Source organism: Nonomuraea sp. NPDC049378, assembly GCF_055586745.1.
Map to the genome: position 1 here is coordinate 21,768 of NZ_JBVJHP010000036.1, position 17,823 is coordinate 39,590.

The window sequence follows — 17,823 nt, forward strand, 5'->3', positions numbered from 1 at the left end:
CTAGAAGACAGGGAGCCGCTGTGATCGACGAAACCCTCCTCGAAGCCGAGGACAAAATGGACAAGGCCGTGTCTGTCGCGAAGGAGGACTTCGCGAGCATCCGTACGGGCCGGGTCACCCCTTCGATGTTCAACAAGATCAACGCCGAATATTACGGCACGCCGACGCCGATCCAGCAGCTGGCGTCGTTCCACGTGCCCGAGGCGCGCATGGTGCTCATCCAGCCCTACGACAAGAGCTCCATGTCCGCGATCGAGAGGGCCATCCGCGACTCCGACCTCGGCGTCAACCCGACCGACGACGGCCAGGTGATCCGCGTGACCTTCCCGGAGCTGTCCGAGGAGCGCCGCAAGGAATACATCAAGGTCGCCAGGAACAAGGGCGAGCACGCCAAGGTGTCGGTGCGCAACATCCGCCGGTCCGCCAAGGAGGTCCTCGACAAGATGATGAAGGATGGCGAGGCGGGCGAGGACGAGGTCAGGCGGGCCGAGAAGGAGCTCGACGACATCACCCAGAAGCACGTCGCGAAGATCGACGAGCTGCTCAAGGTCAAGGAAGCCGAACTGCTCGAAGTCTGAGCGGGGCGCCCGGCGGCGGGCCGCCTCCGGTGGGCCCCTGCCCATGGGGCGAAGGCAGCGGGCATGCACTCTGCGGCCCTCGCCCGGACGGCGGGGGCCGCGGCTTTGGAGAACACTGTGGAAAAAAGTACGGCTGGCACCAGCTCGAGCGGCGGCAGCCGTACCGGCAGAAACCTGCCTGCCGCGATCGCGGTGGGCGTCGTGCTGGGCGCGCTGGTCCTCGGCACCCTCTACACGGTCAAAGAGCTGTTCCTCGTGGTGGTCGCGGGCGCCGTCGGCGTCGGCACGGTGGAGCTGATCAGGGCGTTCGCCACCCGTGACATCAAGGTGCCGGTCGCGCCCGTGCTCGCCGGGCTGGTGGCCATGCAGGTGGCGGCCTACTGGGGCGGTTCGGTCTGGTTACTGGCCGCGTTCGCCGGGTTCGCGCTCGTCCTGCTGATCTGGCGGATGTTCGGTGACGGCACCGACGGCTACGTACGCGACGCGTCCGCGTCGGTGTTCACGCTCTTCTACCCCTGCCTGCTTGCCGCGTTCGTGCCGCTGCTGCTCAAGCCGGACGACGGCGACCACCGCGTGCTGATCTTCATCGCGGTGACCATCGCCAGCGACATCGGCGGCTACGTCGCCGGGGTGTTGTTCGGCCGTCACCAGATGACGGTCATCAGCCCGAAGAAGACCTGGGAGGGCTTCGCCGGGTCGCTCGTCGCGTGCGTGGCGGTCGGTGGCTGGCTGGTGACGTGGCTGCTCGGCGGCGAGCTCTGGCAGGGGGCGCTGATCGGCGGGCTCGCGGCGGTGCTGGCGACCGCGGGCGATCTGATCGAGTCGATGATCAAGCGGGATCTCGGCATCAAGGACCTGGGCACGATCCTGCCCGGCCACGGCGGTCTGATGGACCGGCTCGACTCGCTGGTGACGGTGCTGGTGCCGGCCTGGCTGCTGATGACGCTGTTCTTCTAGCGGTGTGTCTCCAGCGCCTGCGCCGTGACGGGGGTCAGCCAGAGCCACCGTACGGCCTCGCCCCCGAACGCGAACCCCGACATGTCAGGCATGTGGGGTGGGCTGTGCATCATCAGCACCCCCGAATACTGCGGCCCCAGCGGGAACGTCGCAGGCTCGTGATACCACTTCGCCGTGTGCCCGTGGCCGAGCCACGTGACCGAATGCCACGGATATTGCGACAACCACACCAGCAGCAGCGCCGCGTCCTTCGGGTCCTCCCGGGTGGCCACGGCCAGCTCGATCCTGGCGTACGCGCCCGGCTCGTCGATCCACTGCTCCACCGTGGGCATGCGCTGGCAGCTCATCCCGACCGTCGACAACACGGTGTAGTCGCGATCGCGGTGCGGTGGCCGCTCGGTGATGCCCACGGTCGGCAGCCGCTCGCCGCCGGCGTCCCAGTACCGGCCCGCCGGGCCGAGCGCGCGGTCCAGATGGCCCATCACGAACTGCTGGAACGACGGCCACGAACCCTCGCCGTGCCGCCAGCGCCAGTAGGACTCGGCGTTGGAGATGCGCGGGCGCAAACCTTCGAGCGCCTCCGACAGCGCCCACGCGAACGGCGACTCGCCCACCGCGTCGCGCGCGTAGCCGGGCATGCCCCGGTTCATGTCGGCCCAGCCGGGGATGACCGCCAGCAGGTCGTCGTCCTCGTAGAGGGCCACGCCGTCGCCCTCCTCGAACCACAGCGCGCTGAGCTGCCCGAGCGGACGGCGGCCCTCGGGGTGCAGCGTGCCGGCCCTCGGCATCAGCGGCGGCAGGCCGGCGTTGATCCTGGCCAGGTCGACCACGGGCGGGGCGGGGCGGTGGTTGGCCAGCCACACGGCGCCGTGGACCGTGCCGTCGGGTGAGCACAGGTAAGCTACCGAGGAGTCCTCATCACGCTCGACCACGAGCGTCCGGCTGCCGTACGGATTGCCCGCGGCGAGGACGACCTCGGCGCCGCTCTCGCCAGCTGCCGCCCGGAAAATCGCCATACGAGATGACTGTAGATCGGGCGGCAACCGCGACGCGAGCCCAACCGACACCAGGAATGCCACCTCCTATCCCAACGTTCATTACCCTGGCCGACAACCCCTCAAGCAAAGGCGGCAACGTGTCCCAGCCCCCAGGCCAGCTCACCTTCGTCGCGCCCCGGCGAGCCAAGCCCGCACGGCACCTGGCCGACCTGTCGATGGCCGATCGGCGGGCCGCGGTCACCGAGCTGGGCGAGAAGGCGTTCCGTGCCGACCAGCTCTCGCGCCACTACTTCGAGCGCCTGACCACCGACGTCGGCTCGATGACCGATCTGCCGGCCGCGTCCCGCGAGAAGCTGTCCGCGCTGCTGCCCGAGCTGCTCACGCCGGTCAGGGAGATGGCCACCGACGGCGGCACGACCCGTAAGACGTTGTGGCGGCTGTTCGACGGCGCGCTGGTCGAGTCGGTGCTGATGCGCTATCCCGACCGGGTGACGATGTGCGTGTCGTCGCAGGCCGGCTGCGGCATGAACTGCCCGTTCTGCGCCACCGGCCAGGCGGGCCTGACCCGCAACATGTCCACCGCCGAGATCGTCGAGCAGGTGGTCTCCGGCGCTCGGGCGCTGGCCGCCGGCGAGGTGCCGGGCGGCCCCGGCCGGGTGAGCAACGTCGTGTTCATGGGCATGGGCGAGCCGCTGGCCAACTACAAGCAGGTGATCGGCGCGGTGCGGCGGCTGGTGGAGCCCGCGCCGCACGGCCTCGGCATCTCCGCGCGCGGCGTCACCGTCTCCACGGTGGGGCTGGTGCCCGCCATCGGCAAGCTCGCCGACGAGGGGCTGCCGGTCACGCTGGCGTTGTCGCTGCACGCGCCCGACGACGAGCTGCGCGACACCCTCGTGCCGATCAACACGCGGTGGAAGGTGGCCGAGGTCCTCGACGCGGCGTGGGCGTACGCGGCGAGGACCAAGCGGCGGGTCTCGATCGAATACGCCCTGATCAAGGACATCAACGACCAGGAGTGGCGGGCCGACCTGCTCGGCAAGCTGGTGAAGAACAAACTGGTGCACGTCAACCTGATCCCGCTCAACCCCACGCCGGGCTCCAAGTGGACGGCGTCGCGGCCTGAGGACGAGCGGGCCTTCGTACGACGGCTGCAGTTCCACGGCGTGCCCGTGACGGTCCGCGACACCCGCGGGCGCGAGATCGACGGCGCGTGCGGGCAGCTCGCCGCCGCCGAGTGAGTGCGGGCACGTCCAGGGGCGCCGGCAGGAACACGCCGGCGGTGCCTAGCTCGTCCTGAGGCGGCGCCAGGCGTAGCCGGCCAGGGCGATCAGGCACCAGGCCAGGGAGAGGGCGGCCAGCTCGGGGAAGCGGCCGAGCAGGTCGCCGGCGTTCGCGGCCCGCATCCAGGGGATCAGCGGCACGGTCAGCCAGTAGAGGGGCGAGGTGCTGACCAGCAGCGTCGCCAGGAAGCCGAGCAGCAGCCCCGTGATCGAGACGGCGGGAGAGCGCACGATCGCCCGGCTGGTGAGCGCACCCAGCGCCGTTCCGGCCAGCGCGGCCAGGGCATACAGCGCGATCACGGCGGCCAGCACGGCGGGCGGCGGGGTGGCGCTCACGCCGAGCAGCAGGGCCCAGGCCAAGGCGATCGCGGCGAGCCCGGCACATGCCGCGAAGGCCGCGATGAGTCCCGCGGCCACCTCCCTGCCCCGGCCGCCCGCCTGGATGGCCGACATCTCGCGCTGCCGGTCAGGCTCGGTGTCGAGCAGGCTCCTCGCCGCCCACGCCAGCACCGCGACGATCAGCACGGCGCCGTCGGTGAGCACGGACGTCTCCTCGCCCTTCGGGGCGCGGCTGCCGTAGAGGATCGCCAGCAGGGCCAGGGCGGGCAGGAGCGCCTGGTAGACGCGGTGGGACCGGACGTAGGCGGCCAGGCGGAAGGCGGCCAGGGCGATCATCGGCTCTCCTCGATCTCGCGGGCCTGGTAACCCTCGCCGCGCATCCTGGCCACGAACCGCTGGACGTCGGCGGCCGGCAGCGTCACGGCCACGGTCGCGTGCCGGCGCTCGGACGGCCCGCCCGGGGGGCGCGAGCGCAGCGCGGCCGCGGCGGGCGGGGAATCCCGCGCGGTGGTGGCGACCCCGGTTGCGGCGGGCTCGGCTTCCGGCGCGGGGGTGTCCGGCGTGCCTTCCTTCAGCCGGCCGGCGACCATCGACCAGTGGCGGACACCGGGCAGGGCTCGCAGGCCGCCCTGGTGGTCGCTGGCGACGACGATGCCGCCCCCGGCGGCCACCTCGGCCGCGATCGCGGGCAGCGCCGCGCGCGTGCCGGCGTCGAGCCCGGCGAACGGCTCGTCGAGGAGCAGCAGCCCCGGCTCGGCCATCAGCGCCTGGACCAGCCCCACCTTGTGCGCGCTGCCCTTCGACAGCTCGCCCAGCGGGAGACCGAGCAGGTGGCCCATGGCAAGGCGCTCCGCCCACGGCTCCCAGCGGGCGCCGCCGCGCATCCGTGACATGTGCCGCAGGTAGTGCGTCACCGTGAAAGGCTGGCCCGCGGGGAAACGGTCGGGGGCGAAGCCGACGACCGCCGGGCGGCCGGTGATCGTGCCCGCGCTCGGCCTGGCCAGGCCCGCGAGGAGGCGGAGCAGGGTCGACTTGCCGGCTCCGTTCACCCCGGTCAGCTCGATCACGTCGCCGGGGGAGAGCTCGGCGCCGGCGTCTTCGATGATCAGCGGATCGCGCCGCCGGTAGCGGAAGGACACGTGGGAGAGACGCATGGTGCTGTAACGGTATAGGCGGGGGCGCATCGTCGTGATAAAAGACCGCATCAGTGAACACGCTGGAAATGTCAAAATAGAGGTCCCGGCGCCATCTCAAGAGGAGTAAGGCTTGAACCGCTTTCCGCGGGTCATGGGCATGCGTTCAGGCTATGACCCCGCCGAAGTCGACGCCCTGATCGGGCGGATCGAGTCGACCCTCGGCAGGGGCTCGCACACCATGGAGCCCGTCACCGCCGACGAGGTGCGCGGTGCGACGTTCCGCACCAAACGCGGCGGCTACCAGGAGACCGCCGTCGACTTCGCGCTCGAAGCGTTCGTGGTGGCCCTGGAGACGCAGGCCAAGCGGCCGGTACGCCTGGCCATGGCCGAGCCCACCGGCGAGATGGTGCGGGAGGAATGGTTCGAGACCCAGGCCGCACGCGTCGAGCGGGTGGCCTTCCGTCCCGGACGCATGGGCGCCGGCTACAACGAGGACGAGATCGACGCCTTCCTCGACCGGATCGTGGCCACTCTGCGCGGCACCACCGACTATCCGCTCACGGCGAAGGAGGTGCGGGAGGCCACGTTCTCCACCGTGATGTTCCGGTCCGGCTATCTGATCGCGGACGTCGACTCCTTCCTGGCCGACATCGCCGAAGTCCTCGACCAGCGTAACTAGGCGCTCTCCAGGCAGGTGCCTCATGACTCATAATGAGGTCCATGGCGGTATCGGTGCGGCCCGTCGGCCCTGACGACACCGAGGCAGTGGCCCGCGTGCTCAGCGAGAGCTGGGGCGGCACCACCGTGATCGCGCTGGGTCGCGGAGACCTGGTGGACGCGGTCGAGCTGCCCGGCTTCGTCGCGGAGAGCGGCGGCGAGGTGGCGGGCGTGCTCACCTACCTCGATCGTGACGGGTTCGTCGAGATCGTCACGGTCGACGCCGTGCTGCCCGGGCAGGGGGCCGGCCGGGCCCTGCTCGACGCCGTACGCGCCCTCGCGTCCGCACGCGGGATGGAGCGGCTCACGCTGATCACCACGAACGACAACACGCGTGCCCTGCGTTTCTACCAGCGTTACGGCTTCGACCTCGTCGCCCTGCACCGTAACGCGGCGGACGAGGCGCGCGAGCTCAAACCCGCCATCCCCGCGGAGTCCGACGGCATCCCGATCAGGCACTACCTGGAGCTGGAGCTGGCTCTCTGACCGCCTTCCTCCTGCTCTGCACCAGGGCGACGATCACGGAGGTCACGGGAGCGGCCAGGAACGCGCCGGTGATGCCCGCGATCACGCTGCCCACCGTGATGGCGACCAGGATGACCGCGCCGGGCAGGTCGAGGGCCTTGCCGTAGATCTGCGGCGCGAGCACGTGCCCCTCCAACTGTTGCACGGCCACGGTCACCGCGACCACGATCAGCGCCACCAGCCAGCCCTTGGCCACGAGCGCCACCACCGCGGCCAGCAGCCCCGCCATGAACGCCCCCACCACCGGGAGGAACGCCCCCACGAACGTCAGCACCGCCAGCGGCAGCGCGAGCGGCACCCCGAGGATCCACAGCGCGAGCCCGATGAAGAACCCGTCGAACGCGCCCACGATCGCCACCCCGCGGATGTAGCGGCCGATCACGGCGAAGATCAGGTCGCCGGTCCTGGTCAGGCGGGTCCTGGCGGAGGCGGGTGCGAGGTCCACGAGCCAGCGGAAGAGCCGGTCGCCGCCGTGCACGAAGTAGACCGACAGGATGGCGGCCAGCACGGTTCCGACGACGACCTCGCCGACCGTCCTGACCCCGGCCAGCGCCCCCGTGGTGATCTGCCCGCCCTGTCCCGACAGGTAGTCCCTGGCCTGGGTGAGGAGCCGCTGGTCGTCGAGCCCGACGGCGGCGACCAGGCGGTGCACGTCGCGCAGCACCTGGTCGACGCTGGTGCGCAGCTCCGACACGCTGGCGACGGTGGGCGGCACCAGCAGCGCGATCAGCGCACCCGCCAGCACCAGCCCGCCGACGAACGTGACCGCGGTGGCCGCCGCCCTGTTGAGCCCTCGTGACCTGAGCCAGCGGGCCGGCGGCAGCAGCAACGCGGTCAGGAACACGCCGATGACGATGGAGATGGCCACCGTACGCACGTGGTACAGGCAGAACAGGGCCACCGCCGTGACCGCGAGCCACCCGAGCAACCGCCACGGTCCCATGCCCCACCCCCCGATCGTGCCTGGTCAGAGGCCTTCCCTCGGAAGATCGGGGGCAACCCAGGTCAGGCCGGCGGGGCGAGGTGCGGGCGCTGGGAGCGCTTGCCGGACTCGTACGCCTCGCGCGCTGCGTAGGTGGCGCTCGTCGTCGCCACCTGCGCCACGGGCACGTCCCACCAGGCTTCCGACGATGGTGCGTCGTCCGCCAGCCGGTCGGTGCGTACGTGGATCACGGTGGTCTCCGTCGCCGACCGGGCCGCGTCGAGCGCCTTGCGCAGGTCGGCGACCGATTCGGGGCGCAGCACCGAGGCGCCGAGGCTGGCCGCGTTGGCGGCCAGGTCGACGGGGAGCGGGTCGCCGTCGCGACGGGCGTAGGAGGTGCCGAGCCGCTCGGCGCCGACGCTCTCGGACAGGCGGCCGATGGAGGCGAAACCGGAGTTGTCGACCAGGACGACGATCAGCTTGATGCCCTCGGAGACGGCCGTGACGAGCTCCTGGGCCATCATGAGGTAGGAGCCGTCGCCCACCAGCACGAACACCTCGCGCTCCGGCGCCGCCATCTTGACGCCCAGGCCGCCCGCGATCTCGTAGCCCATGCAGGAGTAGCCGTACTCGACGTGGTAGCTGCCCGGGCCGCTGGGCCGCCAGAGTTTGTGCAGGTCGCCGGGCATGGATCCGGCCGCGCACACGACCACGCCGTCGTCGCCGGCCGCGGCGTTGACCGCGCCGATGACCGCCGACTGCGGCAGCGGCGAGCCCTCCAGCGCGTACGCCTCGTCGACGGCGGCGTCCCAGGCACGGGTGAGCTCGGCGGCCCGGGCGCGGTAGGCGGGTGGTGTGCTCCATCCCGCGCACGCCTGGCCCAGGTCGGCCAGCCCCTCGCGGGCGTCGGCGACCAGTTGCAGGCCGGACAGCTTGGCGGCGTCGAAGCCGGTGATGTTGACGTTCACGAACCGCGCGCCGGGGGCGAAGATCGTCCGGGAGGCGGTGGTGAAGTCGCTGTAGCGGGTGCCCACGCCGATGATCACGTCGGCCTCGCGGGCCAGCGCGTTGGCGGCCGTGGTGCCCGTGGCGCCGACGGCGCCCATCGCGAGGGGATGGCCGTGGGGGAGCGCGCCCTTGCCCGCCTGGGTCTCGGCGACCGGGATGCCGTGCGCTTCGGCGAAGGCGCGCAGCTCGTCCGTGGCCTCGCTGTAGATCGCGCCGCCGCCCGCGACGATCAGCGGGCGCTCGGCCGAGGTGATCAGCTCGGCGGCCCTGGCCAGGGCGGCGCGCTCAGGGCGCGGCCGGGGAATGTGCCACACGCGGCGGGCGAACAGCTCGTCCGGCCAGTCGAACGCCTCCGCCTGAACGTCCTGCGGCAACGCCAGCGTCACCGCGCCGGTCTCGGCGGGGTCGGTGAGCACCCGCATGGCGGCCAGCAGCGCGGACGGGAGCTGCTCGGGGCGGTTGATCCGGTCCCAGAAGCGGGAGACCGGCTTGAAGCAGTCGTTGACCGAGATGTCGTAGGAGCGGGTGTCCTCCAGCTCCTGCAGCACGGGGCTCGCCACGCGGGTGGAGAAGATGTCGCCGGGCAGCAGCAGCACGGGCAGCCGGTTGATCGTCGCGCCGGCCGCGCCGGTGACCATGTTGGTCGCGCCGGGGCCGATGGAGGTGGTGCAGGCCAGGGTCGTCAGCCGGTTGCCGGCGCGGGCGTAGGCGGCGGCGGTGTGCACCATCGCCTGCTCGTTGCGGGTCAGGTGGTAGGGCAGGTCGCCGGCGGAGGTGGCCAGCGCCTGGCCGAGGCCGGCGACGTTGCCGTGGCCGAAGATGCCGGCGCAGCCGCCGAAGAACCGCCGCTCCACGCCGTCGCGCTCGCTCCACTGCTGCGCCAGGAACCGCACCACGGCCTGCGCCACGGTCAGCCGGGTCGTCATGGGACCTCCTCCGCCGGTCTCAAGGAGACCTCGACAAGCTCAGTCATGTGCCCTCCCGAACGGGAGTCTCGGGTCGATGGGCTGGGAGTCCCACGACGCGCGGATCCAGGCGTGGCCGGGGTCGTCGCAGAACGCCATCGAGCGCTGCTCCGCCGGGCCTGCCAGGACGTTCAGATAGTAGAGGTCGTAGCCGGGCGCGGCCATGGAGGGCCCGTGGTAGCCGTACGGGACCAGCACGACGTCGCCGGACGAGACCTCGGCCAGGGTGTCGATCTGGCCGCGTTCTGAGGAGTAGACGCGCTGGTAGCCCAGACCCCGGCCGGCGACCTCGAAGTAGTAGATCTCCTCCAGCACGGCCTCGCCCGGGTTGGGGGTGTCGTGCTTGTGCGGCGGGTAGGACGACCAGTTCCCGCCGGGGGTGAGCACTTCGACCGCCACGAGCTTGTCGCAGTCGAAGGCGTCGGGGGAGCAGAAGTTGTTCACCTGGCGGCTGGCCTGGCCCGCGCCCCTGATCTCCACGGAGACGTCGGCGGCGGGCACGTGGCGGGGCTCCAGCGCGCGGGTGGCGCGGGCCGAGGGCAGCGCGATGCGCCCGTCACCCCTGAGCGTCACGTGGGCGCCGATCGGAAGGTAGACGAAGTCGGACGGTCCGTCGAACACGGAGGAGCGCCCGGCCAGCTCGTACGTCACCGCATCGGGCCCGTGCGTGCCGGGCGGCGGGGAGGCGGATGGGGTGAGGGCGACCGTGCACGAGCCCGACAGGGGGAGCACGAGCATCTCCTCCTCGCCCGTGTCGAACGAGACCGTGGCGTCGGCCAGGTTCGCGACGCGCAGGCCCGAATAGGTCCATCCGGCCAGGGACGGGGTTATCTCCACCGCCCAGGGGCCGTTGGCGGACTTGCCGTACGGAAGGTATGTCATGCGCGGGCCTCTCGAACCAGGGCGGCGGCGCCGTCCACGGCTGTTGCTACGTCGTCGTCCGGAGGGTAGAGCAGAGCGCGCCCGACGACGAGTCCCCGGACGCCCGGCAGGCCGAGCGCGCGGTCCCAGTCGGCGTAGGCGGCGTCGATGTCCGGTGGGTCGCCGCCGAGCAGCAGGGCGGGCAGCGTGGTGGCCGCCATCACCCGCTCCATCTCCGCCACCGCGGGGATCTTGAGCCAGGTGTAGGCCGAGGTCACGCCGAGCGCCTGGGCGACGCTGATCGCGCGGATCACGGCGTCGGGCGACAGGTCGTTGCGGACCGCGCCCGTCTCCGCGCGCAGCGACCAGAACGGCTCCACCATGGCGACCAGGCGCCTGCGGGCCAGGTCGCTGACCGCGCGGGAGCACGACTCCAGCGTCGTCACGGTCGCGTGGTCGCCTGGGTCGATGCGGCAGAGCATCTTGCCGCCGTCGAGGCGCATCGTGTCGATCGACGCGGCGTCGAAGCCGGTGAAGCGGTCGTCCAGCTCGAACACCGAGCCCTGCAGGCCGCCCCTGTTCATGGAGCCGAAGGCCAGCTTGCCCTCCAGCGCCCCCAGCAGGAGCAGGTCCTCCAGCACGTCGGGGGCGGCCAGGATGCCGTCGACACCCGGCCTGGCCAGCGCGGTCTGGAGGCGGCCGAGCAGGTCGGCGCGGCTGGCCATGGCCAGCGGGCGGTCGCGTACGGCCAGCGCCCCCCTGGCGGGGTGGTCGGCGGCGATGATGAGCAGCCGCTCGCCCTCGCGGGGCATGCCGCGTCGCTGCCGCCGGGCCGCCGCCTCGGCGATCTCCTCCGGCTTGGTGGCGCGGATGTGGGTGAGCCGCGCGTATCCGGCGGCCCTGGGCAGCGTGATGTCGCTCAAGAGCGATCCCCGTTCTCGGTGCCGTTCAGCAGGTCCTCCACGTCCGCCGTCGCCGGCATGGCGTCGGCGCAGGCCAGGCGGGCGGCCACGAAGGCGCCTGCGGCGTTGGCGAAGCGGATCGTGTGCTCCAGCGGCCAGCCGCGCAGCAGGCCGAGGCAGAGGGCGCCGCCGAACGCGTCGCCGGCTCCGATGCCGTTGACCACCTTCACCTCCACGGGCTCCACCAAGACGCTCTCCTCGGCGGTGCGGGCGAAAACCCCTTCAGGGCCCATCTTCACGATGGCGACCTTCACCCCGGCGTCCAGCAGTGCCTGCGCCGCGGCCTCCGGGTCGCGCACGCCGACCGCGGTCTCCACCTCGTCGAGGTTGCCGACCGCGACGTTCGTGTGCGGCAGCGCCCGGCTCGCCGCCTTGTGCGCCGCCTCCCGCGACGGCCACAGGCTGGGCCGGTAGTCGAGGTCGAACACCGTCCAGCCGGTGGTGCGCGCCGACAGGGCGGCGGCGTGGGCCGCGGCGCTGGGCTCCTTGCTCAGGCCGGTCAGCGAGAACCAGAACAGGCTGGTGGCCGCGATGGCGTCGAGGTCGAGGAGGTCGGGGGAGATGCGCAGGTCGGGCGGATGCTCGCCGCGGTAGAAGTAGATCGGGAAGTGGTCGGGAGGGAAGATCTCGCAGAACGTGACGGGTGTGGGCGGGCCTTCGATGGTGCTCACGTAGGCGTCGTCGACGCCGAAGTCGCGGATCGCCCGCCGGACGAAGTCCCCGAAGGGATCGGCTCCCACGGCGGTGATCACGGCTGAGCGCAGCCCGTGGCGCGCCGCGGCCACGGCGACGTTCGTCGGGCTGCCGCCGAGGAACTTGCCGAAGGTCTCGACGTCGGCCAGCCCGACGCCGGTCTGCAGCGGGTAGACGTCGACGCCGCAGCGGCCGATCGTGATCAGGTCGTGCACGGCGGGCCCGGGCGGGCGGCCTGTCGCGGGGAGCGGGGTCTGCACCTGACGCACCTCCAGGGTGAGGCTTCTCTCGACACTATGGCATATTGTCATGACATTCGGATGTCCGCTATGTTGCCTGATGTGCCCATCCTCGCGGCTGACCCTCTCCTTCGGGCAAACGCACAGCGTACGGGCGCCTCCGGAAGCGTGGCCCGGCGAATTGGGCGGGCCTTTACGTCATATGCATGTCATGACATATTGGCCCATGGCTTCCTCCCCCTAAGGACATGTCGGAGGGTTTGCATGGCAGAGCGGAAACGGTCGCTGGGAGTGGTCGCGGTCCTCGCCGCGGCCGGGCTGGGGCTCGCCGCGTGCGGCCAGTCGTCCGGCGGAGGCGAGGGTGAGGCCATCGAGCTGACGATCACCCAGAACGCCATCAAGGGCGGCAAGAACGCCGCCGGAGCGACCTTCATCGAGGACTGGGTGATCCCCAAGTTCGAGGCCGCCCAGAAGGCGAAGGGAAAGGACGTCACGGTCAAGTTCGTCCCCAGCGGAGTCGACGACGAACAGTACAAGACCAAGCTCTCCCTCGACCTCAAGTCAGGCAAGGGCGCGGACGTCATGGACATCGACGGCATCTGGGCCGGCGAGTTCGCCGAGGCGGGCTACATCAAACCGCTGCCGGAGCTGGTCGGGCCGGAGGCCGACAGCTGGGACGGCTGGTCGCAGATCCCCGAGGCCGTCCAGGGCATGGCCGAGTTCAACGGCAAGAAGTACGCCCTGCCGGTCGGCACCGACGGCCGGGTGCTCTACTTCAACAAGACGCTCTTCCAGAAGGCCGGGCTCCCCGCCGACTGGCAGCCGAAGAGCTGGCAGGAGATCATCGACGCGGGCACGAAGCTGAAGTCCGCCGGCGTGCCCGTGCCGATCCAGATCAACGCCGGCACCGCCATGGGCGAGGCCACCTCGATGCAGGGCGTGCTGCCGCTGCTCGCCGGTGCGGGCGGCGAGGTGCAGCAGGACGGCAAGTGGACGGGCGCCTCCCAGGCGCTGAAGGACGCGCTCGGCCTCTACCAGAAGATCTACGGCGGCGGCCTCGGTGACCCCAAGCTCCAGCAGGAGGCCAAGGGCCGCGACAAGTCGTTCCAGCAGTTCGCCGAGGGCGAGGTCGGCATCCTGATGGAGGGCGACTACTTCTGGCGCGGCGTCGTCAACCCCAAGGACGGCGTGGCGAAGATGGCCGACCGCGACCAGGTCGTCGGCTACGCCATGATCCCCGCGATGGAGCCCGGCAAGGGCCTGCGCGGCCAGGACTTCGTCAGCATGTCAGGCGGCGCCCTGCGCACGGTCAACCCCAACAGCGAGCACCCGAAGGAGGCCTTCGAGCTGCTGACCTTCACCCTCTCGCCCGAGGCGCTGAAGGAGGAGACCAAGGACGGCAACGTACGCGTCACCCCGCGTACCGACGTCAACAAGGAGATCCTCGCCGGCGAGCCGCTGCTCACCTTCATCTCGGAGAAGGTGCTGCCCGTGACCGCCTACCGGCCGCCCGTCGCCGTCTATCCGCAGGTGTCGGTGGCGCTGCAGGAGGCGACCGCGGCCGTCGCCGGCGGCACGCCGCCCGACCAGGCGGCGGCCGACTACCAGAAGAAGCTTGAAGGAATCGTCGGTGGCGCAGGCAACATCGCCTCCTGAGGCCGTCGAGGAAGACGAGCGGACCCGCCGCGGCTACAGCTCTGACGCGGCGGGCCTGGGCAGCCTGCGGGCAGGGGCGTTCGTCGCCCCCGCCCTGCTGCTCATCGCCGCCTTCCTCGTGTTCCCCGCGCTCTGGGTGCTCTACCTGGGGCTCACCAACTACCGCCTGACCGGCGCCGCCGCGGCCGAGCCGGAGTTCGTCGGGCTCGACAACCTCCTCGACGCGGTCTCCAACCCCACGTTCTGGAACTCGACCTGGCTGACCGTGCAGTTCGTGCTCGGCTCGGCCGTCATCGGCCAGGTCGTGCTCGGCTTCACGATCGCCTGGCTGCTGCGCGACCGCGTCGGACCGCTCAAGCGGCTGGTCGAGGGCCTGGTCATCCTGGCCTGGATCCTGCCGAGCGCCATCGTGTCGTTCCTGTGGGTGGCGCTGCTCGACCGCGACGGCGGCACGCTCAACGCGCTGCTCGGCATCCCCGGCTTCGCGTGGCTGCTCGACCACCCGATGTTGTCGATCATCGTCTTCAACACCTGGCGCGGCACCGCGTTCTCGATGATGTTGTACGGCGCCGCGCTCGGCAACGTGCCGCCCTCCCACCTGGAGAGCGCCCGCCTGGCCGGAGCCACCGGCTGGCAGCAGCTCAGGGACGTCGTCTTCCCGCACATCCGGGGCCACATCCTGACCAACCTGCTGCTCATCAGCCTGTGGACGTTCAACGACTTCTCCCCGTTCCTCATCACCGCGGGCGGCCCCGACGGCAGGTCCGAGGTGCTGGCGGTGCACGTGTACAAGGTCGCGCTGCAGAGCGGCGAGCTGGGCTACGGCGCCGCCGTGTCCACGATCATCCTGCTGATCAACCTGGTCGTCGCGGTCTTCTACCTGCGGCTGCTCCGGAGCAAGAAATGACGCGCTTCGTCCTGGGCCGGATCGGCTTCTGCACGCTCATCGCGGTGCTGCTGGCCTTCTTCACGATCCCGCTGTTGTGGCTGGTGACCGCGCCGTTCACCTCCGACCCCTCATACGAGGTCAAGGTGCCCGACTTCACCTGGGACAACTTCCAGGCGGTCGTGGAGCACCCGTACGCGCTGCCGTCGCTCTACAACTCGCTCGTGTTGTCGGTCGGCACCGCCGTGCTGGTCGTGCTGTTCGCGGCGCTGGCCGCGTACGCGCTGAGCCGGGTGCGCCTGCCCGGCCGGGACGCCCTGCTCTACGCGCTGCTGCTGCTGTCGTCGATCATCACGGGCACGGCGGCCATGGTGCCGCTGTTCCAGCTCGCGGTCGAGCTGAACCTGATCGACTCGCAGTTCGGGCTGATCCTCATCCTGACCGGCGGGCTGCTGCCCGCGGCGATCTTCATGCTGAAGGACTTCATGGACTCCACGCCGAAGTCCTACGAGGAGTCGGCGCGGGTCTTCGGGGCCTCGCCGCTGCAGATCGTCCGGCACGTCGTCGTCCCGCTGGTGCGGCCCGGGCTGGCCACGATCGGGGTGTGGGCCCTGGCCAACGTGTGGGGAAACTTCCTCATGCCGTACCTGCTGCTGAGCGACGTCGAGAAGCAGCCGGCCGCGGTGATCACGTACACGCTGTACACCGAGGGCGGCCAGGCCAACCTCAGCATGTTGTCCACGTTCGGCCTGCTCTACTCGATTCCCGTGGTGCTCATGTACCTGTTCGTCAGCAAGAAGTACGGCTTCCGCTTCCACGGAGGGATCAAGCGTTAATGGCCGCCATCGAACTACGCGGGCTGACCAAGGTCTATCCCGGCGGGGTGAAAGCGCTCGACTCGCTCGACCTCGGCATCCCCGACGGCGAGTTCTTCGCCCTGCTCGGCCCCTCCGGTTGTGGCAAGACGACCCTGCTGCGCACGATCGCCGGGCTGGAGACGGCCACCGGCGGCGCCGTGGTCATCGGCGACCGCGACGTGACCGGGGTTCAGCCGGGCGGCCGCGACGTCGCGATGGTCTTCCAGGACTACGCGCTGTTCCCGCACATGGACGTCACGGACAACATCGCCTACCCGCTGCGGATCAAGAAGGTCGCCAAGGGCGCGCGCCGCCAGAAGGCGGAGGAGGTCGGCGCGCGGCTCGGCCTCGACCACCTCATGGACCGCCGCCCCGGGCAGCTGTCGGGCGGCCAGCAGCAGCGGGTCGCGCTGGCCAGGGTGATGGCCACGCAGGCGCAGGCGTTCCTGTTCGACGAGCCGCTGTCCAACCTCGACGCCCGCCTGCGGCTCGAAGCCCGGACGTTCCTCAAGAAGCTCCAGCGCGAGCTGGGCGTCACCACCGTCTTCGTCACCCACGACCAGGCCGAGGCGCTGGCCATGGCCGACCGGATGGCCGTCATGGAGAACGGGCACATCCGGCAGATCGGCACTCCGGCCGAGGTGTTCCAGCGGCCGGCCAACACGTTCGTGGCGGGGTTCATCGGCTCGACGCCGATGAACCTGCTGGATGGCGCCGTACGAGGTGACACGCTGGAGGTCGCGGGCTGCAAGGTGGCGGTCCCGGCCGCCGCCGAGGGGCGGCTGACCGACGGGGAGAAGATCGTCTACGGCGTGCGGCCGGAGTACATGACCTACTCGGCCGGGCCCGCCGAGGGCGCGCTGAGCGGGAAGGTGGTCATCGTGGAGAACCTGGGCGCGTCCCACCTGGTGACCCTGGACGTCAACGACGTCCTGGTGCAGGCCGTCGTGCCCGAGGGCAGCGAGCCCGCCGTCGGCGACGACGGCCACGCGCTGCCCCGCCGCGACCGGGCCCTCGTCTACCGGGACGGTGAGCTGGTGTGATCATCGAAGGCCGCTGGAGCCTGGACGACAGGCTGGAGCAGATCCTGCGCGAGGTGCCCTTCGAGGTGGGCGCGGGCGCGGCCGCCGTGACCGTGCGGCTGGCGTACGACAGGTCGCAGGGCGTCATCGACCTCGGGTGCGCCTCGCCCGCCGGGTTCCGCGGCTGGTCGGGTGGCGCGCGTGACACGTACACGATCGGCGAGGACTGGGCGACCCCCGGCTACCTGCCGGGCGAGCCCGAGCCGGGCACGTGGCACGTGTGGCTGCGGCTGCACCGCATCCCGCCGCAGGGCCTCGACTACACGCTGGAGATCACCACCACGACCGTCGCGCCACCGGAGCCGGTCGTGGCGGAGCCGCCGCACGGCGAGCGCCCGGCGCGGCGCGACATCCCCGACACCGGCGGGCTGCGGTGGTTCGCGGGCGACTTCCACGCCCACACCCTGCACAGCGACGGCGGGCTCAGCATCCATGAGCTGGCCGAGCTCGCCCACGGCAGAGGGCTCGACTTCCTGGCCGTCACCGACCACAACACCGTCAGCCACCACCCCTGGCTGGCCAAGATCGACCGCGAGATCACGCTCATTCCCGGCCAGGAGGTCACCACGGACCGGGGCCACGCGAACGTGTTCGGCGACGTCGGCTGGGTGGACTTCCGGCGGCCGGCGGACTCCTGGGCCGAGCACGCCGAGCGCGCGGGCGGGCTGATGTCCGTCAACCATCCGCTCGGCGGCGACTGCGCCTGGCTGCTGCCGATCGAGCGCCGGCCCGCCATCGCAGAAGTGTGGCACTCCGGCTGGTGGGACCGCCGCTGGGGCGCGCCGCTGGCGTGGGCCGACGCCTGGCGCCACGACCTGACCGTGATCGGCGGCAGCGACTTCCACCGCCACGGTTCCGACGGCCTGCCCGGCGCCCCGACGACGTGGGTGCTGGCCGAGGACACGACCACGGTGCTCGACGGCGTGCGTGCGGGGCGCACCGCCGTCTCCGCCGGTCCCGACGGGCCGCTGCTGCTCAGGCTGGGCGACGAGTTGCTCGCGCTGGACGCCGACGGCCTGGTGCTGGTGGCCCCCGACGGGCGGCGGCGGGTCGTCCGCGGGGACCGTACGCTCCTGCCCGCGTCCGGCGGCCGCCACCGGCTGGAAACGTACGAGAACGAGGTGATGGCGCTATGCGAGTGAACGTGCCGACGAACGGAGTG

Annotated in this window: 18 protein-coding genes; 10 read left to right on the forward strand and 8 right to left on the reverse strand. The window is 71.2% G+C overall.

Annotated features, from left to right (window positions below; all coding sequences use genetic code 11):
* Window positions 1-20: 20 nt before the first annotated feature.
* Window positions 21-578, forward strand: coding sequence for a ribosome recycling factor (frr, locus tag ACZ6SA_RS46075; RefSeq protein WP_347649931.1), 558 nt, complete (start codon window positions 21-23; stop codon window positions 576-578).
* A gap of 117 nt (window positions 579-695) precedes the next feature.
* Window positions 696-1,535 carry a phosphatidate cytidylyltransferase gene (locus ACZ6SA_RS46080; protein WP_347649930.1) on the forward strand — a complete coding sequence of 280 codons (840 nt, stop codon included), beginning with the start codon at window positions 696-698 and terminating at the stop codon, window positions 1,533-1,535.
* Here the strand turns inward: ACZ6SA_RS46080 and ACZ6SA_RS46085 are convergent.
* Entirely contained in the window at window positions 1,532-2,551 is a 1,020-nt protein-coding gene (locus tag ACZ6SA_RS46085) for a suppressor of fused domain protein (RefSeq protein ID WP_347649929.1), read from the reverse strand. The genes ACZ6SA_RS46080 and ACZ6SA_RS46085 overlap by 4 nt on opposite strands.
* 119 nt (window positions 2,552-2,670) lie before the next feature.
* Here ACZ6SA_RS46085 and rlmN point away from each other — a divergent pair, with 119 nt between their 5' ends.
* Complete coding sequence (gene rlmN / locus ACZ6SA_RS46090; protein ID WP_347621931.1) at window positions 2,671-3,771, forward strand: dual-specificity RNA methyltransferase RlmN; 1,101 nt, start codon at window positions 2,671-2,673, stop codon at window positions 3,769-3,771.
* A gap of 45 nt (window positions 3,772-3,816) precedes the next feature.
* Here the strand turns inward: rlmN and ACZ6SA_RS46095 are convergent, their stop codons facing one another.
* Both ACZ6SA_RS46095 and ACZ6SA_RS46100 read right to left on the reverse strand, forming a co-directional pair.
* On the reverse strand, window positions 3,817-4,488 hold the full coding sequence (locus ACZ6SA_RS46095) for a hypothetical protein (protein WP_465835573.1): 672 nt from the start codon (window positions 4,486-4,488) through the stop codon (window positions 3,817-3,819).
* Window positions 4,485-5,306, reverse strand: coding sequence for an ABC transporter ATP-binding protein (locus ACZ6SA_RS46100; RefSeq protein WP_465835575.1), 822 nt, complete (start codon window positions 5,304-5,306; stop codon window positions 4,485-4,487). Before ACZ6SA_RS46100 ends, ACZ6SA_RS46095 begins: the two co-directional genes overlap by 4 nt.
* 112 nt (window positions 5,307-5,418) lie before the next feature.
* Here ACZ6SA_RS46100 and ACZ6SA_RS46105 point away from each other — a divergent pair, with 112 nt between their 5' ends.
* Together ACZ6SA_RS46105 and ACZ6SA_RS46110 are read left to right on the forward strand one after the other, a co-directional pair.
* Complete coding sequence (locus ACZ6SA_RS46105) at window positions 5,419-5,967, forward strand: DivIVA domain-containing protein (protein WP_347649926.1); 549 nt, start codon at window positions 5,419-5,421, stop codon at window positions 5,965-5,967.
* 41 nt (window positions 5,968-6,008) lie between these two features.
* Window positions 6,009-6,491: a GNAT family N-acetyltransferase gene (locus tag ACZ6SA_RS46110; protein WP_465835578.1), complete on the forward strand. Its 483-nt coding sequence runs from the start codon at window positions 6,009-6,011 to the stop codon at window positions 6,489-6,491.
* Here the strand turns inward: ACZ6SA_RS46110 and ACZ6SA_RS46115 are convergent.
* The 5 genes from ACZ6SA_RS46115 to iolC all read right to left on the reverse strand — a co-directional run bounded on the left by ACZ6SA_RS46115 (window position 6,457) and on the right by iolC (window position 12,201).
* Complete coding sequence (locus ACZ6SA_RS46115) at window positions 6,457-7,473, reverse strand: AI-2E family transporter (protein WP_347649924.1); 1,017 nt, start codon at window positions 7,471-7,473, stop codon at window positions 6,457-6,459. The two genes, ACZ6SA_RS46110 and ACZ6SA_RS46115, sit on opposite strands and share 35 nt — an antisense overlap.
* Window positions 7,474-7,535: 62 nt before the next feature.
* Window positions 7,536-9,386 carry a 3D-(3,5/4)-trihydroxycyclohexane-1,2-dione acylhydrolase (decyclizing) gene (gene iolD, locus ACZ6SA_RS46120; protein WP_347649923.1) on the reverse strand — a complete coding sequence of 617 codons (1,851 nt, stop codon included), beginning with the start codon at window positions 9,384-9,386 and terminating at the stop codon, window positions 7,536-7,538.
* A 39-nt stretch (window positions 9,387-9,425) separates the two neighbouring features.
* Complete coding sequence (gene iolB, locus ACZ6SA_RS46125; protein ID WP_347649922.1) at window positions 9,426-10,307, reverse strand: 5-deoxy-glucuronate isomerase; 882 nt, start codon at window positions 10,305-10,307, stop codon at window positions 9,426-9,428.
* Complete coding sequence (locus tag ACZ6SA_RS46130; protein ID WP_465835581.1) at window positions 10,304-11,209, reverse strand: Cgl0159 family (beta/alpha)8-fold protein; 906 nt, start codon at window positions 11,207-11,209, stop codon at window positions 10,304-10,306. The genes iolB and ACZ6SA_RS46130 overlap by 4 nt, the downstream gene beginning before the upstream one ends.
* Window positions 11,206-12,201, reverse strand: a complete 996-nt coding sequence (gene iolC, locus ACZ6SA_RS46135; protein WP_465835583.1) for a 5-dehydro-2-deoxygluconokinase — start codon at window positions 12,199-12,201, stop codon at window positions 11,206-11,208. Before iolC ends, ACZ6SA_RS46130 begins: the two co-directional genes overlap by 4 nt.
* A 243-nt stretch (window positions 12,202-12,444) precedes the next feature.
* Here iolC and ACZ6SA_RS46140 point away from each other — a divergent pair, with 243 nt between their 5' ends.
* Genes ACZ6SA_RS46140 through ACZ6SA_RS46160 form a run of 5 tightly spaced genes read left to right on the forward strand, consistent with a single transcriptional unit; the run spans window position 12,445 to window position 17,803 of the window.
* Window positions 12,445-13,836 carry an extracellular solute-binding protein gene (locus ACZ6SA_RS46140; RefSeq protein ID WP_347649921.1) on the forward strand — a complete coding sequence of 464 codons (1,392 nt, stop codon included), beginning with the start codon at window positions 12,445-12,447 and terminating at the stop codon, window positions 13,834-13,836.
* On the forward strand, window positions 13,811-14,743 hold the full coding sequence (locus tag ACZ6SA_RS46145) for a carbohydrate ABC transporter permease (RefSeq protein ID WP_347649920.1): 933 nt from the start codon (window positions 13,811-13,813) through the stop codon (window positions 14,741-14,743). Before ACZ6SA_RS46140 ends, ACZ6SA_RS46145 begins: the two co-directional genes overlap by 26 nt.
* The gene (locus ACZ6SA_RS46150) at window positions 14,740-15,558 is read left to right on the forward strand and encodes a carbohydrate ABC transporter permease (protein ID WP_347649919.1); all 819 of its coding nucleotides are present in this window, start codon (window positions 14,740-14,742) and stop codon (window positions 15,556-15,558) included. Before ACZ6SA_RS46145 ends, ACZ6SA_RS46150 begins: the two co-directional genes overlap by 4 nt.
* Entirely contained in the window at window positions 15,558-16,622 is a 1,065-nt protein-coding gene (locus ACZ6SA_RS46155) for an ABC transporter ATP-binding protein (protein WP_347649918.1), read from the forward strand. Before ACZ6SA_RS46150 ends, ACZ6SA_RS46155 begins: the two co-directional genes overlap by 1 nt.
* Complete coding sequence (locus ACZ6SA_RS46160; RefSeq protein WP_465835587.1) at window positions 16,619-17,803, forward strand: CehA/McbA family metallohydrolase; 1,185 nt, start codon at window positions 16,619-16,621, stop codon at window positions 17,801-17,803. The genes ACZ6SA_RS46155 and ACZ6SA_RS46160 overlap by 4 nt, the downstream gene beginning before the upstream one ends.
* The last annotated feature ends 20 nt before the right edge of the window (window positions 17,804-17,823 follow it).

What these genes read in the sequence shown, in the direction of transcription:
- ACZ6SA_RS46095 (WP_465835573.1), bottom strand. Translation starts at nt 4,488, where the DNA reads ATGATCGCCCTGGCCGCCTTCCGCCTGGCCGCCTACGTCCGGTCCCAC.
- ACZ6SA_RS46085 (WP_347649929.1), bottom strand. Translation starts at nt 2,551, where the DNA reads ATGGCGATTTTCCGGGCGGCAGCTGGCGAGAGCGGCGCCGAGGTCGTC.
- ACZ6SA_RS46150 (WP_347649919.1), top strand. Translation starts at nt 14,740, where the DNA reads ATGACGCGCTTCGTCCTGGGCCGGATCGGCTTCTGCACGCTCATCGCG.
- iolB (WP_347649922.1), bottom strand. Translation starts at nt 10,307, where the DNA reads ATGACATACCTTCCGTACGGCAAGTCCGCCAACGGCCCCTGGGCGGTG.
- ACZ6SA_RS46110 (WP_465835578.1), top strand. Translation starts at nt 6,009, where the DNA reads ATGGCGGTATCGGTGCGGCCCGTCGGCCCTGACGACACCGAGGCAGTG.
- iolD (WP_347649923.1), bottom strand. Translation starts at nt 9,386, where the DNA reads ATGACGACCCGGCTGACCGTGGCGCAGGCCGTGGTGCGGTTCCTGGCG.
- ACZ6SA_RS46115 (WP_347649924.1), bottom strand. Translation starts at nt 7,473, where the DNA reads ATGGGACCGTGGCGGTTGCTCGGGTGGCTCGCGGTCACGGCGGTGGCC.
- ACZ6SA_RS46140 (WP_347649921.1), top strand. Translation starts at nt 12,445, where the DNA reads ATGGCAGAGCGGAAACGGTCGCTGGGAGTGGTCGCGGTCCTCGCCGCG.
- ACZ6SA_RS46155 (WP_347649918.1), top strand. Translation starts at nt 15,558, where the DNA reads ATGGCCGCCATCGAACTACGCGGGCTGACCAAGGTCTATCCCGGCGGG.
- ACZ6SA_RS46100 (WP_465835575.1), bottom strand. Translation starts at nt 5,306, where the DNA reads ATGCGTCTCTCCCACGTGTCCTTCCGCTACCGGCGGCGCGATCCGCTG.